The organism is Staphylococcus schweitzeri (assembly GCF_002902405.1).
Taxonomy (GTDB): domain Bacteria; phylum Bacillota; class Bacilli; order Staphylococcales; family Staphylococcaceae; genus Staphylococcus; species Staphylococcus schweitzeri.
Genome location: NZ_PPQS01000034.1, coordinates 77,332 through 95,135 on the forward strand (window position 1 = coordinate 77,332; position 17,804 = coordinate 95,135).

The window sequence follows — 17,804 nt, forward strand, 5'->3', positions numbered from 1 at the left end:
CAGGTGTAAATCAAGTGTCTACAACGGCATCTGAATTAAATACTGCAATGAGCAACTTACAAAGTGGTATTAATGATGAAACAGCTACAAAAGCAGCTCAGAAATATACTGATGCAGATAGAGATAAACAAACAGCATATAATGATGCTGTAACAGCAGCTAAAACGTTATTAGATAAAACAGCTGGTTCAAATGACAATAAAGCAGCGGTTGAACAAGCATTACAACGTGTGAATACTGCTAAGTCAGCATTAAATGGTGACGCGCGATTAAATGAAGCTAAGAACACAGCTAAACAACAATTAGCGACAATGTCACATTTAACTAATGCTCAAAAAGCAAACTTAACATCGCAAATCGAAAGCGGTACGACTGTTGCTGGTGTTCAAGGTATTCAAGCAAATGCTGGTACTTTAAATCAAGCAATGAATCAATTAAGACAAAGTATTGCTTCTAAAGATGCAACTAAATCAAGCGAAGATTATCAAGACGCGAATGCAGATTTACAAAATGCATACAACCGTGCAGTATCTGATGCTGAGGGTATTATTAGTGCAACGAATAATCCTGAAATGAATCCAGATACGATTAACCAAAAAGCTAGCCAAGTGAACAGTGCGAAGTCTGCATTGAACGGTGATGAAAAATTAGCAGCAGCAAAACAAACTGCGAAATCAGATATCGGTCGTTTGACAGACTTGAACAATGCACAACGAACTGCGGCAAATGCTGAAGTGGATCAAGCACCAAATCTTGCAGCTGTCACAGCGGCTAAAAATAAAGCAACATCGTTAAACACAGCAATGGGTAATTTGAAACATGCACTTGCTGAAAAGGATAATACGAAACGTAGTGTCAATTACACAGATACGGATCAACCTAAACAACAAGCGTATGATACTGCGGTTACACAAGCAGAAGCAATTACTAATGCTAATGGCAGCAACGCGAATGAAACACAAGTTCAAGCAGCGCTTAGCCAATTGAATCAAGCTAAAAATGACTTGAATGGTGATAATAAAGTTGCTCAAGCGAAAGAAGCAGCGAAACGTGCATTAGCTTCATATAGTAACTTGAATAACGCGCAATCAACTGCGGCAACTAGTCAAATCGACAATGCAACGACAGTAGCAGAAGTAACTGCTGCACAAAATACTGCTAATGAATTAAATACAGCAATGGGTCAACTTCAAAATGGTATTAATGACCAAAACACTGTTAAACAACAAGTGAACTTTACAGATGCTGACCAAGGTAAGAAAGATGCTTACACAAATGCTGTTACGAATGCGCAAGGTATTTTAGATAAAGCACACGGTCAAAATATGACAAAAGCACAAGTTGAATCCGCATTAAGTCGAGTAACGACTGCTAAGAATACTTTAAACGGTGATGCAAATGTAAGACAAGCAAAATCAGATGCTAAAGCAAACTTAGGTACATTAACACACTTAAATAATGCACAAAAACAAGATTTAACATTACAAATCGATGGCGCTACAACAGTCAACGGTGTAAATGGAGTTAAAACGAAAGCGCAAGATTTAGATAACGCAATGCAACGATTACAATCAGCAATCGCAAATAAAGATCAAACTAAAGCGAGCGAAAACTACATCGACGCAGATCCAACTAAGAAGTCAGCATTTGATAATGCCATCACACAAGCTGAATCTTACTTAAATAAAGATCAAGGCGCGAATAAAGATAAGCAAGCTGTTGAACAAGCAATTCAAAGTGTAACGTCTACTGAAAATGCTTTAAACGGTGACGCGAATTTACAACGCGCTAAAACTGAAGCTACACAAGCTATCGATAACTTGACACATTTGAATACACCGCAAAAAACAGCATTAAAACAACAAGTGAACGCTACACAACGCGTATCAGGTGTAACTGACCTGAAAAATAGTGCTACATCACTTAATAATGCGATGAATCAATTAAAACAAGCAATTGCTGATCATGACACAATTGTAGCTGGTGGTAATTACACTAACGCGAGTCCTGATAAACAAGGTGCTTACACAGATGCATATAATGCAGCGAAAAACATTGTAAATGGTTCACCTAATGTGATTACAAATGCAGCTGATGTCACAACGGCAACACAACGTGTAAATAATGCTGAAACAGGTTTAAATGGTGATTCAAACTTAGCAACTGCGAAGCAACAAGCTAAAGATGCATTACGTCAAATGACACATTTATCTGATGCACAAAAACAAAATATTACTGGCCAAATTGATAATGCGACACAAGTAACTGGTGTACAAAGTGTGAAAGACAACGCTACAAATCTTAACAATGCCATGAATCAACTTCGAAATAGCATTGCGAATAAAGATGAAGTAAAAGCGAGTCAACCATATGTTGATGCAGATACGGATAAACAAAATGCATACAACACAGCTGTTACTAGTGCTGAAAATATCATTAATGCAACTAATCAACCAACACTTGATCCATCTGCAGTAACACAAGCAGCTAATCAAGTGAACACAAACAAAACTGCGCTTAATGGTGTACATAACTTAGCGAATAAAAAGCAAGAAACAATTGCTAACATCAACCAATTAAGTCATTTAAATAATGCTCAAAAGCAAGATTTAAAAACGCAAGTGACAAATGCACCAAACATCAGCACAGTAAATCAAGTGAAGACAAAAGCTGAACAATTAGATCAAGCAATGGAACGCTTAATCAACGGAATCCATGACAAAGATCAAGTGAAACAAAGTGTTAACTTTACAGATGCAGATCCAGAAAAACAAACAGCATACAACAATGCGATAACTGCAGCTGAAAATATTATTAATCAAGCAAATGGTACAAATGCGAACCAATCACAAGTTGAAGCAGCACTTTCAACTGTAACAACTACTAAGCAAGCGTTAAATGGTGATAGAAAAGTAACAGATGCTAAAAACAATGCAAATCAAACATTATCTACGTTAGATAACTTAAACAATGCACAAAAAGGTGCTGTTACTGGAAGCATCAATCAAGCGCACACTATAGCTGAAGTAACGCAAGCCATTCAAACAGCTCAGGAACTGAATACAGCGATGGGTAACTTGAAAAACAGCTTGAATGATAAAGACACTACACTTGGCAGTCAAAACTTTGCAGATGCAGATCCAGAGAAGAAAAATGCATACAATGAAGCGGTTCATAATGCTGAAAGTATTTTAAATAAATCTACAGGTACGAATGTACCTAAAGATCAAGTTGAAGCAGCTATGAATCAAGTGAATGCAACAAAAGCAGCGCTTAATGGTTCTCAAAACCTTGAAAAAGCTAAGCAACATGCGAATACAGCAATTGACGGTCTAAGCCATTTAACAAATGCACAAAAAGAGGCATTAAAACAATTGGTACAACAATCGACTACTGTTGCAGAAGCACAAGGTAATGAACAAAAAGCAAACAATGTTGATGCAGCAATGGATAAATTACGTCAAAGCATTGCAGATAATGCGACAACAAAACAAAACCAAAATTATACCGATGCAAATCCGAATAAACAGCATGCATACAATAATGCAGTAACAACTGCACAAGGTATTATCAATCAAACGACTAATCCAACATTAGATGCGACGGTAATCACTCAAGCTGCTGGACAAGTAAGTACGTCTAAAAATGCTTTGAATGGTAATGAAAATTTAGAGGCAGCTAAGCAACAATCGACGCAATCTTTAGGTTCATTAGATAACTTAAATAATGCGCAGAAACAAACTGTTACTGATCAAATTAATGGCGCGCATACTGTTGATGAAGCAAATCAAATTAAACAAAATGCGCAAAACTTAAATACAGCGATGGGTAACTTGAAACAAGCGATTGCTGACAAAGATGCTACTAAAGCAGCAGTTAACTTCACTGATGCAGATCAAGCAAAACAACAAGCATATAACACTGCTGTTACAAATGCTGAAAATATTATTTCAAAAGCTAACGGCGGCAATGCAACACAAACTGAAGTTGAGCAAGCAATACAACAAGTTAGTGTCGCAAAACAAGCATTAAATGGTAATGCCAATGTTCAACATGCAAAAGACGAAGCAACTGCTTTAATTAATAACTCTAATGATCTTAACCAATTACAGAAAAATGCATTAAAACAACAAGCACAAAATGCAACGACTGTAGCTGGAGTGAACAATATTAAACAAACGGCTCAAGAGTTAAATAATGCGATGACACAATTAAAACAAGGAATTGCAGATAAAGATCAAACGAAAGCAGATGGTAACTTTGTCAATGCAGATCCTGATAAACAAAATGCATATAAACAAGCAATAGCCAAAGCTGAAGCATTAATTAGTGGTTCGCCTGATGTTGTCGTTACACCTAGTGAAATTACTGCAGCATTAAATAAAGTTACACAAGCTAAAAATGATTTAAATGGTAATACGAACTTAGCAACTGCGAAACAAAATGTTCAACATGCTATTGAGCAATTGCCAAACTTGAATCAAGCGCAACGTGACGAATATAACAGACAAATTACGCAAGGTACACTTGTACCAAACGTCAATGCAATTCAACAAGCAGCAACAACGCTTAATGATGCGATGACACAATTGAAACAAGGTATTGCTGATAAAGCACAAATTAAAGGTAGCGAAAACTATCACGATGCTGATACTGACAAACAAACAGCATATGATAATGCAGTAACAAAAGCAGAAGAATTGTTGAAACAAACAACAAATCCAACAATGGATCCAAATACAATTCAACAAGCATTAACAAAAGTAAATGACACAAATCAAGCACTTAACGGTAATCAAAAATTAGCTGATGCTAAACAAGATGCTAAGTCAACGCTTGGTACATTAGATCATTTAAATGATGCCCAAAAACAAGCGTTAACAACGCAAGTTGAACAAGCACCTGATATTGCAACAGTTAATCATGTTAAGCAAAATGCTCAAAATCTGAATAATGCAATGACTAACTTAAGTAATGCATTACAAGATAAAACTGAGACATTAAATAGCATTAACTTTACTGATGCAGATCAAGCTAAGAAAGATGCTTATACTAATGCAGTTGCACATGCAGAAGGTATTTTATCTAAAGCAAATGGTGGTAATGCAAGTCAAACTGAAGTGGAACAAGCGATGCAACGCGTGAACGAAGCGAAACAAGCATTAAATGGTAATGACAATGTACAACGTGCAAAAGATGCAGCGAAACAAGTAATTACAAATGCAAATGATTTAAATCAAGCACAAAAAGATGCGTTAAAACAACAAGCCGATGCTGCGCAAACTGTTGCAAATGTAAACGCGGTTAAGCAAACAGCACAAGATTTAAATCAAGCAATGACACAATTGAAACAAGGAATTGCAGATAAAGAGCAAACTAAAGCAAATGGTAACTTTGTCAATGCAGATCCTGATAAGCAAAATGCATATAACAATGCCGTAACACATGCTGAACAAATTATTAGTGGTACACCAAATGCAAACGTAGATCCACAACAAGTGGCTCAAGCGTTACAACAAGTGACTCAATCTAAGGGTGATTTAAACGGTAATCACAACTTACAAGTTGCCAAAGACAATGCGAATACAGCCATTGATCAGTTACCAAACTTAAATCAACCACAAAAAGCAGCGTTAAAAGACCAAGTGTCACATGCAGAACTTGTTACAGGTGTTAATGCTATTAAGCAAAATGCTGATGCATTAAATAATGCAATGGGTACGTTGAAACAACAAATTCAAGCAAACAGTCAAGTACCACAATCAGTTGACTTTACACAAGCGGATCAAGATAAACAACAAGCATATAACAATGCAGCTAACCAAGCGCAACAAATCGCAAATGGCACACTAACACCCGTATTAACACCTGATGCAGTAACCCAAGCAGTTACAACTATGAATCAAGCGAAAGATGCTTTAAACGGTGATGAAAAATTAGCACAAGCGAAACAAGAAGCTATAGCAAATCTTGATACGTTACGTGACTTAAATCAACCACAACGTGATGCATTACGAAACCAAATCAATCAAGCACAAGCGTTAGCTACAGTTGAACAAACTAAACAAAATGCACAAAATGTGAATACAGCAATGGGTAACTTGAAACAAGGTATTGCAAACAAAGATACTGTAAAATCAAGTGAGAACTACCACGATGCTGATGCCGATAAACAAACGGCATATACAAATGCAGTGTCTCAAGCGGAAGGTATTATCAATCAAACGACAAATCCAACGCTTAACCCAGATGACATTACACGTGCATTAACTCAAGTGACTGATGCTAAAAATGGTTTAAATGGTGAAGCTAAATTGGCAACTGAAAAACAAAATGCTAAAGATGCTGTCAATGCAATGACGCATTTAAACGATGCTCAAAAACAAGCATTAAAAGGTCAAATCGATCAATCGCCTGAAATTGCTACAGTAACTCAAGTTAAACAAACAGCAACAAGCCTAGATCATGCAATGGATCAATTATCACAAGCTATTAATGATAAGGCTCAAACATTAGCGGATGGTAATTACTTAAATGCAGATCCTGACAAACAAAATGCGTATAAACAGGCAGTAGCAAAAGCTGAAGCATTACTAAATGAACAAAGTGGTACTAATGAAGTACAAGCCCAAGTTGAAAGCATCACTAATGAAGTGAATACAGCGAAACAAGCATTAAATGGTAATGATAATTTAGCGAATGCTAAGCAACAAGCGAAACAACAACTGGCGAATCTAACACACTTAAATGATGCACAAAAACATTCATTTGAAAGTCAAATTACTCAAGCGCCACTTGTTACAGATGTCACTACGATAAATCAAAAAGCACAAGCGTTAGATCATGCAATGGAATTATTAAGAAATAGTATTGCGGATAACCAAGCGACATTAGCATCTGAAGATTATCATGATGCAACTGCGCAAAGACAAAATGACTATAACCAAGCTGTAACAGCTGCTAAAAACATCATTAATCAAACAACGTCACCTACGATGAATCCAGATGAAGTTAATAGTGCAACGACACAAGTGAATAACACGAAAGTTACATTAGATGGTGATGAAAACCTTACAGCAGCTAAACAACAAGCAAACAACAGACTTAATCAATTAGATCATTTGAATAATGCGCAAAAGCAACAGTTACAATCACAAATTACACAATCATCAGATATTGCAACAGTTAATGGTCATAAGCAAACAGCAGAAGCTTTAAATACAGCAATGGGTAACTTGATTAATACGATTGCGAATCATCAAGAAGTTGAACAACGTGGCAACTATGTCAATGCTGATACTGATAAACAAACTGCTTATACTACAGCAGTAAATGAAGCAGAAGCTATAATTAACAAACAAACTGGTCAAAATGCGAACCAAACAGAAGTAGAACAAGCTATAACTAAAGTTCAAACTACTCTTCAAGCGTTAAACGGAGATCATAATTTACAAGTTGCTAAAGCAAATGCAGCGCAAGCAATTGAATCTTTAACAAGCTTAAATGATCCTCAAAAAATAGCATTAAAAGACCAAGTTACAGCTGCAACTTTAGTTACCGCGGTTCTTCAAATTGAGCAAAATGCGAATACGCTTAACCAAGCAATGCATGGTTTAAGAGAAAGTATTTCAGATAACGCAGCAACTAAAGCGAATAGCGTTTATATCAATGAAGATCAACCAGAACAACAAAATTATAATCAAGCTGTTCAAGCTGCAAATAATATTATCAATGAACAAACAGCAACGTTAGATAATAACGCAATTAATCAAGCAGCGACAACTGTGAATACAACGAAAGCAGCATTACATGGTGATGTGAAATTACAAAATGATAAAGATCGTGCGAAACAAACGGTTAGCCAATTAGCGCATCTAAACAATGCTCAAAAACATATGGAAGATACGTTAATTGATAGTGAAACAACTAGAACAGCCGTTAACCATGATTTGACTGAAGCACAAGCATTAGATCAACTTATGAATACATTGCAACAAAGTATTGCTGACAAAGATGCAACACGTGCGAGCAGTGCCTATGTCAATGCAGAACTGAATAAAAAACAAGCATATGATGAAGCAGTTCAAAATGCTGAGTCTATCATTGCAGGATTAAATAATCCAACAATTAATAAAGGTAATGTATCAAGTGCAACGCAAGCAGTAATGTCATCTAAAAATTCGTTGGACGGAGTTGAACGCTTAGCTCAAGATAAGCAAACAGCTGGAAATTCTCTAGATCATTTAGATCAATTGTCACCAGCTCAACAACAAGCGCTAGAAAATCAAATAAATAATGCTGCAACTCGTGAGAAAGTGGCTGAAATTATTGCACAAGCACAAGCATTAAATGAAGCAATGCAAGCATTGAAAAATAGCATTCAAGATCAACCACAAACAGAAGCGGGTAGCAAGTTTATTAACGAAGATCAAGCGCAAAAAGATGCATATACACAAGCGGTACAACGTGCAAAAGATTTGATCAACAAAACAACTGATCCTACATTAGCTAAATCAATTATTGATCAAGCGACACAGGCAGTAACTGATGCTAAAAACAATTTACATGGTGATCAAAAACTAGCTGATGATAAACAACACGCTAATGAATCGATAAATAATTTATCTAATTTGAATGCACCGCAACGTCAAGCACTTGAAAATCAAATTAATCAAGCAGCGACTCGCGATGAAGTAGCACAAAAATTAGCTGAAGCACAAGCCCTTAACCAAGCAATGGAAGATTTACGTAATAGTATTCAAGATCAACAGCAAACAGAAGCGAATAGCAAGTTTATCAATGAAGATCAACCGCAAAAAGATGCATATCAAGAAGCGGTACAAAACGCGAAAGATTTAATTAATCAAACATCAAATCCTACACTTGATAAAGCGCAAATAGAACAATTGACACAAGCTGTTAACCAAGCTAAAGATAACCTACACGGTGATCAAAAACTAGCAGACGATAAACAACATGCGGTTACTGATTTAAATCAATTAAATGGTTTGAATGGTCCGCAACGTCAAGCACTTGAAAGTCAAATAAACAATGCAGCAACTCGTGGCGAAGTAGCTCAAAAATTAGCTGAAGCAAATGCATTAAATCAAGCAATGCAATCATTACGTGATAGCATCCAAGATCAACCACAAACTGAATCTGGTAGCAAGTTTATCAATGAAGATAAGCTGCAAAAAGATGCATATCAAGAAGCAGTTCAAAATGCGAAAGATTTAATTGACCAAGCAGGTAATCCAACACTTGATAAGTCACAAGTAGAGCAATTGACACAAGTTGTTACTACTGCAAAAGATAACCTACATGGTGATCAAAAACTTGCTCATGATCAACAACAAGCAGTAACGACTGTTAATGCATTACCAAACTTAAATCATGCACAACAACAATCATTAACAGATGCTATTAATGCAGCACCTACAAGAACAGAAGTTGCACAACATGTTCAAACAGCAACTGAACTTGATCATGCGATGGAAACATTGAAGAACAAAGTAGATCAAGTTAACACAGATAAGGCTCGTCCAAATTACACTGAAGCGTCAACGGATAAAAAAGAAGCAGTGAATCAAGCGTTACAAGCTGCGCAAAGCATTATTAACCCTACTAATGGTTCAAATGCTAATAAAGACGCAGTTGAACAAGCGTTAACTAAGCTTCAAGAAAAAGAAAATGAGTTAAATGGTAATGAGAGAGTCACTGAAGCTAAAGCACAAGCGAAGCAAAACATTGACCAATTAACACATTTAAATGTTGATCAGATTGCAACTGCTAAACAAGACATTGATCAAGCGACTATGCTTCAACCAATAGCTGAACTAGTAGATCAAGCAACGCAATTGAACCAATCTATGGATCAATTACAACAAGCGGTTAATGCGCATACAAACGTTGAGCAAACTATAGATTACACTCAAGCAGATTCAGATAAGCAAAATGCATATAAACAAGCTATTACTGATGCTGAAAATGTATTGAAACAAAATGTAAATAAGCAACAATTAGATCAAGCTCTTCAAAACATCTTAAATGCCAAACAAGCATTAAATGGCGATGAACGTGTGGCTATTGCTAAAACAAATGGTAAACATGACATTGATCAATTAAATGCATTAAATCATGCACAACAAGATGGATTTAAAGGCAGAATTAATCAGTCAAATGATTTAAATGAAATTCAACAAATTGTAGATGAAGCTAAAGTGCTAAATAGTTCAATGGGTCAATTGTCTCAAGATATTTCTGAAAATGAAGGTCGTCCGAAAGGTAGTACGAATTATGTCAATGCAGATACGCAATTGAAGCGTGCATATGATGAAGCAGTTGAAAATGCGAAACAAGCACTTGATAAAACGACAGGTCAAAATTTAACTTCAGATCAAGTTATTAAATTAAATGAAGCAGTTACTGCAGCTAAGAATGCATTAAACGGAGAAGAAAGACTAAACAATCGTAAATCTGAAGCGTTACAAAGATTAGATCAATTAGCACAGTTAAACCATGCACAAAAACAATTAGCAATGCAACAAATTAATAATGCTGAAACACTTAACAAAGTGTCTCGAGCGATTAATAGGGCTAAACAATTAGATGAAGTAATGGGTGGCTTACAGCAATATATTGATGAGCATCACTTAAATGTTATTAGTAGTTCAAATTACCAAAATGCAGATGATAACTTAAAATCGAATTATGATAATGCCGTTATGAATGCAGCAAATGAGTTAGATAAACTTCAAGGTAGTGCAATCACTAAAGCTGAAGTTGAGCGAATGAAACAAAATATTATCGATGCGCAAAAAGCTTTAAACGGCGATCAAAACCTTGCACATGCCAAAGAAAAAGCAAATGCATATATCGATACATTAAATGGCTTAAATAAACAACAACAAGATCTTGCACATCAAGCCATTAATAATGCCGATACTGTAGCAGGTGTAAAAGATATTGTTAATAATCAAATCGACTTGAATGACGCAATGGAAGCATTGAAGCACCTAGTTGACAATGAAATTCCAAATGTAGAACAAACTGTTAATTATCGAAATGCTGATGACAATGCTAAATCAAACTTTGTTGATGCGAAACGTCTAGCTAATGTGTTAACAAATAGTGATAACACAAATGTGAATGAAATCAATGGTGCAATTCAAACAGTAAACGATGCAATTCAAAATCTTAATGGTGAGCAACGTCTACAAGAAGCCAAAGAAAAAGCAATTCAAGCAGTTAACCAAGCATTAGCTGATAAATTGAAAGAAATCGAAGCATCAAATGCAACTGATCAAGACAAACTTATTGCGAAAAATAAAGCAGAAGAATTAGCAAACAATATTATTAACAACATTAATAAATCTTTAAGTAATCAAACTGTAACTGAAGTTCAAACAGCTGGTAACCAAGCGATTATACAAGTGCACGCAAATGAAATACCGAAAGCTAAAATTGATACAAATAAAGATGTTGATAAACGTGTTCAAGCTTTAATTGATGCGATCGATCAAAATCCGAATCTAACAGATAAGGAAAAACAAGCACTCAAAGATAAAATCAATCAAATACTTGAACAAGGTCATAACGACATAAACAATGCGATGACTAAAGAAGAGATTGAACAAGCAAAAGAGCATTTAGCACAAGCATTACAAGCCATCAAAGATCTAGTGAGAACTAAAGAAGATGCGAAACAAGATGTTGATAAACGTGTTCAAGCTTTAATTGATGCAATCGATCAAAATCCAAATCTAACAGATAAGGAAAAACAAGCACTTAAAGATAAAATCAATCAAATACTTGAACAAGGTCATAACGACATAAACAATGCGATGACTAAAGAAGAAATTGAACAAGCAAAAGAGCATTTAGCACAAGCATTACAAGCTATCCAAGATTTAGTGAAAACTAAAGAAGATGCGAAAAATACAATAAAATCATTAGCAAATGCTAAGCGTGATCAAATCAATTCAAATACCAATTTAACATCTGAGCAAAAAGCGAAAGCACTTAAAGAAATTGACGAAGCTGAAAAACGAGCATTACAAAATATTGAAAATGCTCAAACAAAAGATCAATTAAATAAAGGTTTAGATTTAGGTTTAGATGATATTAGAAATACGCATGTATGGGAAGCTGACGAACAACCTGCTGTAAACGATATTTCAGAAGCCACACCTGAACAAATACTTGTAAATGGTGAACTAATCATACACCGTGATGACATCATTACAGAACAAGATGTTCTAGCACATATTAACCTAATAGATCAGATTACAGCGAAAGTAATCGAAACACCGTCTACAGGTAACATTTCAGATAGCTTAACAGCAAAAGTTGAAGTTACTTTACTTGATGGAACAAAAGTGATTGTTGATGTTCCAGTTAAAGTGATTGAAAAAGAATTAACAATTGCGAAACAGCAAGCGATTCAATCAATTGAAAATGCTGCACAACAAAAGGTTAACGACATCAATAACGACGATACATTAACACCTGAACAAAAAGAAGCAGCAATTGCAGAAGTTAATAAGCTTAAACAACAAGCAATTGATTATATTAATAATGCACCTAATGTTCACTCAGTTGAAGAAGTTCAACACCAAGAACAAGCACACATCGAACAATTTAATCCAAATCAATTTACTATTGATCAAGCCAAAGCTAATGCTATCAAAGCGATTGAAGTTGAAATTCAGCATAAAATTGATGAAATACATGCACGCACAGATCTGACAGATAAAGAAAAAGAAGCAGCAATAGCTATTTTAAATCAATTAAAAGATCATACAATTAAAGCTATTCAACGTGCACAAAACATTGCTGATATTAAGGAACAGTTAAGTCAATTTAACTCACAAATTAGTACGGTAAGCCCAACTAGTGTTGAATTAGTTAAGAAAAAACAACAAGCTATATCAAGGGTAAAAGATATTTCTAATGATAAACTTGATAGTATTCGAAATAGTACAATTGGTACAGCTGATGAAAAACAAATTGCTATAAATCATATTAAAGAAATTGTGCTTGATACAATTAGAAATATTAACAGTGCACATTCGACTCAAGAAGTTGAAGATGCTTTAAATAAAGGTATCGCTCGTATTTTAGCAGTTCAAATTATACCGATTGAGAATAGTACGCAACCAAGAAATATAGTAATTCACGAATCTGGAAATTCACGAGTTGGTTATGGCACTACAAATCATCCATATAACAATTCGACGAATGGACGTAAGAAGAAACACGAAGAAGATGATGACATTGATCCGCTTCATATGCGTCACTTCGGTAACAATTTCTCTAATGTTCTTAAAGGGGCACTAGGAGTTGTAGGAATATCTGGTTTACTTGCAAGCTTCTGGTTCTTCATCGCAAAACGTCGTCGTAAAGAAGATGATGAGGAAGAATTAGAAATTCGAGAAAATAATAAAGATACGAAAAAAGATGCTTTAGACGGAATTAAGCATTTACCACTATTATTTGCTAAACGTCGCAGAAAAGAAGATGAAGAAGATGTTGAAGTTACAAATGAAAACACAGATGAAAAAGTGTTACAAGATAACGAACATTCACCAATCTTAATTGCAAAACGTCGCAAAGATAAAGAGGAAAATGTTGAAACAACAACTAGTATTGAATCTAAGGATGAGGACGTACCTTTATTATTGGTTGAAAAGAAAAATCAAAAAAATAATCAATCAAAAGGCAAAAATTCAACGTCAAAAAATGCTTCTAAAAAGATATCAGCTAAAAAGAAGAAAAAGAAATCTAAAAAAAATAAAAAATAATTCGCTTCTTCGATAAGAAGAGGAGCGCCGATTGACTTCACATCAGTCGGTGCTCCTTTTATTTATGCTTTTTTACTAATTTATAAAGTGCTTGCTGTGCGTATTGATTCGCTTCTTTGTTTTGTTCTCTTGGTATCCATTTAACAAATAATAAATCAAAATCTTTTTCAAATATTTCTATTTGATCAAAATAAGGTTTGAATTTTGCGTTTTTCACATATCCTGCTTCAACACTATCTGCAATTAATTTTGAGTCAGTATATAATAGTGCGTTGTGAACATTTAATTCACGTGCATGTTTTAATGCATAAATACAAGCAGCCCATTCAGCAGTGTGATTATCCATTTCACCTAACTCGTGCGTATATGTATAATGCTGCTCATCTTCTTTTATTACAATGGCACACGTACTTACTCCTGGATTTCCTTTTGTCGCAGCATCAAAATTAATTTTCGCCATAATTAACCTACTTTCTTTTCAATACTTAGTTAAAGTTACTTTTACTGTAATACAAAATATGTTGAACAATCCATTAAAAAACACGCATCACTTAAGTTAAGTAATACGTGTTAAAAATTATGGCTGAGTCTGAAATGTTTTTAATTCATAGTAGCTGTAATAGACTTCATAATTAAAAAATCATCTTGATAAAACATTTTCAAATATATGTCATAAAAAATTTATTTGAAGTCTTTTAATATCCTTGATCTAACTTATCAATTTTCCCTTTACGATAAAAAGATTTAGCAATATAGCCGAATGGTACATTGAAAATCGTTGACAATAATTTTAGTACGTATGTTGTAATAAATATTTCAAATACAACTGTACCAGGTAAACTTCCAACGAATGCAATTGCTACAAATAATGCTGTATCAATTATTGAGCTTAAAAACGTACTACCATATGCTCGGATGAAAAATGTTTTGTCAGAACTAAACACCTTTTTAATTAGTGAAAAGATAAATACATCAATATGTTGACCGATAATATATGCGATGATAGATGCTAATGCAATACGTGGTACAACATCAAAGATTGCGTGCAATGCTTTTTGTGCCATATCTTCTGGTGCAGGAATAAAATGTAATGATAATTGCATAACAATAATCATAATTAATGTTGAAGAAAAGCCTAACCAAACTGCTCTTTTTGCAACCCTACGCCCATAGATATCATTTAATATATCTGTTGCTAAATAAATAGAAGCAAACATAACATTTCCTAATGTTGCTGAAATACCAAAAATTTCTACTGTTTTAATTACTTGTATATTGGCGATGATTGTGCCAATAGCAACCCATGCAATCAAACCTTGCTTACCGAAAAAACGATACATAAGTACCATAAGTACAAACGTTGCAAAAAACGTAACTAGTCCTAAAATTTCATTATACATATTAAAATGTCCTCCTAAATTTTGATCATGCGGGTGTTTAGAAACCGCTCAATAAATAACTTACTTATTTTACTGAAAAATCGTTTGCGATGCAATAGTAATTGAATATAAATACATTTTACGTATAGAATTGTAAAAGGTTTCATTCAAATCTTAGGGTCAAAAATGTTATAATATTTTTATGTCAAATTTAAAACAGTAACACTTATTTACAAGGTTGCAATATTTTGAAGTAATAAAGGAAGTGTCGCGTATTTTAACTTTTTCAGAGCAAAATGCACTCGCGAAAATAGATGATTTAATGAATACTTATTGCAATCAATGTCCAATCAAAACTCGTCTGCGTAAATTAGAGGGGAAAACGAAGGCACATCATTTTTGTATCAATGAGTGTTCAATAGGGAAAGAAATAAAACAATTAGGAAATGAACTTCAATAGGAGGAAGTCAAATGCATATTATATCTATATCAGAAACACCGAACCACAACACAATGAAGATTACACTTAGTGAAACCAGAGAAGGTATGACATCAGATACGTATACTAAAGTTGATGATTCACAGCCAGCATTTATTAATGACATCTTAAAGATTGAAGGTGTTAAATCAATTTTCCATGTTATGGACTTTATTTCAGTAGATAAAGAAAATGACGCAAATTGGGAAACGGTATTGCCAAAAGTAGAGGCTGTATTCGAATAAATTTTTCATCAACTAGTATTCGGGGGGAATAAAGTATATGGAAATTTTACGTATAGAGCCAACACCAAGTCCAAATACAATGAAAGTTGTTTTGTCATATACAAGAGAAGACAAGTTATCTAACACATATAAAAAAGTTGAAGCAACACAACCAAGGTTTATTAATCAGCTGTTATCTATAGATGGTATCACGTCTATTTTTCATGTCTTGGACTTCTTAGCTGTTGATAAGGCACCAAAAGCTGATTGGGAAGTAATATTACCCAAAATTAAAGTAGTTTTTTCTGGTGGAAATCAGGTTTTAGAATCTGCAAAAGAAACACAAATTGATAAACATTTTGGTGAAATTAAAGCTGAACTATTAACTTTTAAAGGTATTCCATATCAAATTAAATTAACTTCTGCTGACCAAGAATTACGTGAACAATTACCGCAAACATATGTTGATCATATGACTCAAGCGCAAACAGAACGTGATAATATCGTTTTTATGCGCAAATGGTTAGACTTAGGAAATCGCTATGGAGATATTGAAGAAGTAATGTCTAGCGTCTTAGAGGAAGTACTGGTTACCTATCCAGAATCACAATTATCTGTATTGGTAAAACATGCTTTAGAAGAAAGGCATACGACTAATAATTATCATTTCTATCGACATGTCTCTTTGGATGAATATCTTGTGACTGATAATTGGAAGACTCGATTACGAATGTTAAATCATTTTCCAAAGCCGACTTTTGAAGATATACCTTTACTTGATTTAGCGTTATCTGATCAAAAAGTACCAGTTAGACGTCAAGCGATTGTATTATTAGGTATGATTGAAAGTAAAGATATTTTGCCGTACTTGTATAAAGGACTTCGTGACAAAAGTCCTGCTGTAAGAAGAACAGCAGGGGATTGTATAAGTGATTTAGGGTATCCAGAAGCACTACCAGAAATGGTGTTACTCTTAGATGACCCTCAGAAAATTGTTAGGTGGCGTGCTGCAATGTTTATCTTTGATGAAGGTAATACTGAGCAACTTCCTGCACTTAAAGCCCATATCAATGACAATGCGTTTGAAGTTAAATTACAAATCGAAATGGCCATATCTCGTATTGAAAACGGAGATGAAGCACTTGGTTCAGTATGGAAGCAAATGGCAAACAGAACAATTTAATTGGAGGAATTAAATATGAATGCATATGATGCTTATATGAAGGAGATTGCGCAACAAATGCGTGGCGAATTAACTCAAAATGGTTTTATAAGTTTAGAAACGAGCGAAGCAGTAACAGAATATATGAACCAAGTAAATGCTGATGACACAACTTTTGTAGTTATTAACTCTACATGTGGTTGTGCAGCTGGATTAGCAAGACCAGCTGCAGTAGCTGTTGCAACACAAAATGAACATAGACCAACAAATACAGTTACAGTTTTTGCAGGACAAGACAAAGAAGCAACAGCTACAATGCGAGAATTCATTCAGCAAGTACCGTCTAGTCCTTCATATGCTTTATTTAAAGGACAGGATTTGGTTTATTTTATGCCTAGAGAATTTATCGAAGGTAGAGATATTAATGACATTGCAATGGACTTAAAGGACGCCTTTGACGAAAATTGTAAATAGTACACATAAATAAAGATAAAGGTTAACACATTTCATAATATTAAAAATGGTGTCTGTCATTGAAAATAGAGAATATAGTTGAATATCAATTGTTAAATAAAGACCGTACACATTAACTATATTTTCTCGAAATTTAGCTGTTTTAATAGGACATCAAACATAATATTTAAAGTATGTGTTAACCTCTTTTTTAAAATTATTTAGCATTAAAGTTATAGATTTGGGTAAACAATTAGCAATTGGAAGCTTATATCGCGTAATTATGTAATTGTAGCTTAATCAAAA

General features: G+C 34.4%; 7 protein-coding genes (1 of these 7 running past the window's edge). 5 read left to right on the plus strand and 2 right to left on the minus strand.

Annotation, left to right across the window (positions count from 1 at the left end; translation table 11 throughout):
* Window positions 1-13,802, plus strand: the end of a protein-coding gene (gene ebh / locus CD116_RS06790; RefSeq protein WP_103325226.1) for a hyperosmolarity resistance protein Ebh. Its footprint begins 17,716 nt before the window's first position; 13,802 of the gene's 31,518 nt are visible here — the last part of the coding sequence; the start codon falls outside the window, past its left edge; it ends in the stop codon at window positions 13,800-13,802.
* Window positions 13,803-13,860: 58 nt separating this feature from the next.
* On the opposite strand, the gene CD116_RS06795 is transcribed toward ebh, so the two are convergent.
* Window positions 13,861-14,262: a ribonuclease HI family protein gene (locus CD116_RS06795; protein WP_047550758.1), complete on the minus strand. Its 402-nt coding sequence runs from the start codon at window positions 14,260-14,262 to the stop codon at window positions 13,861-13,863.
* Between the two features lie 235 nt (window positions 14,263-14,497).
* Window positions 14,498-15,202, minus strand: coding sequence for a queuosine precursor transporter (locus tag CD116_RS06800; RefSeq protein ID WP_047550752.1), 705 nt, complete (start codon window positions 15,200-15,202; stop codon window positions 14,498-14,500).
* A gap of 244 nt (window positions 15,203-15,446) precedes the next feature.
* On the opposite strand from CD116_RS06800, the gene CD116_RS06805 reads away from it, so the two are divergent.
* Genes CD116_RS06805 through brxA form a run of 4 tightly spaced genes read left to right on the plus strand, consistent with a single transcriptional unit; the run spans window position 15,447 to window position 17,519 of the window.
* Complete coding sequence (locus CD116_RS06805) at window positions 15,447-15,641, plus strand: zinc-finger domain-containing protein (RefSeq protein ID WP_001795441.1); 195 nt, start codon at window positions 15,447-15,449, stop codon at window positions 15,639-15,641.
* Between the two features lie 11 nt (window positions 15,642-15,652).
* The gene (locus CD116_RS06810; protein WP_047550749.1) at window positions 15,653-15,904 is read left to right on the plus strand and encodes a NifU N-terminal domain-containing protein; all 252 of its coding nucleotides are present in this window, start codon (window positions 15,653-15,655) and stop codon (window positions 15,902-15,904) included.
* A 37-nt stretch (window positions 15,905-15,941) separates the two neighbouring features.
* Complete coding sequence (locus CD116_RS06815) at window positions 15,942-17,066, plus strand: virulence factor (protein ID WP_047550746.1); 1,125 nt, start codon at window positions 15,942-15,944, stop codon at window positions 17,064-17,066.
* 15 nt (window positions 17,067-17,081) lie between these two features.
* Window positions 17,082-17,519: a bacilliredoxin BrxA gene (brxA, locus tag CD116_RS06820; RefSeq protein ID WP_047550743.1), complete on the plus strand. Its 438-nt coding sequence runs from the start codon at window positions 17,082-17,084 to the stop codon at window positions 17,517-17,519.
* The last annotated feature ends 285 nt before the right edge of the window (window positions 17,520-17,804 follow it).

Bases quoted from the DNA above. Each gene is read 5' to 3' on its own strand.
- CD116_RS06795 (WP_047550758.1), bottom strand. From the start codon at position 14,262: ATGGCGAAAATTAATTTTGATGCTGCGACAAAAGGAAATCCAGGAGTA.
- brxA (WP_047550743.1), top strand. From the start codon at position 17,082: ATGAATGCATATGATGCTTATATGAAGGAGATTGCGCAACAAATGCGT.
- CD116_RS06810 (WP_047550749.1), top strand. From the start codon at position 15,653: ATGCATATTATATCTATATCAGAAACACCGAACCACAACACAATGAAG.
- CD116_RS06800 (WP_047550752.1), bottom strand. From the start codon at position 15,202: ATGTATAATGAAATTTTAGGACTAGTTACGTTTTTTGCAACGTTTGTA.
- CD116_RS06815 (WP_047550746.1), top strand. From the start codon at position 15,942: ATGGAAATTTTACGTATAGAGCCAACACCAAGTCCAAATACAATGAAA.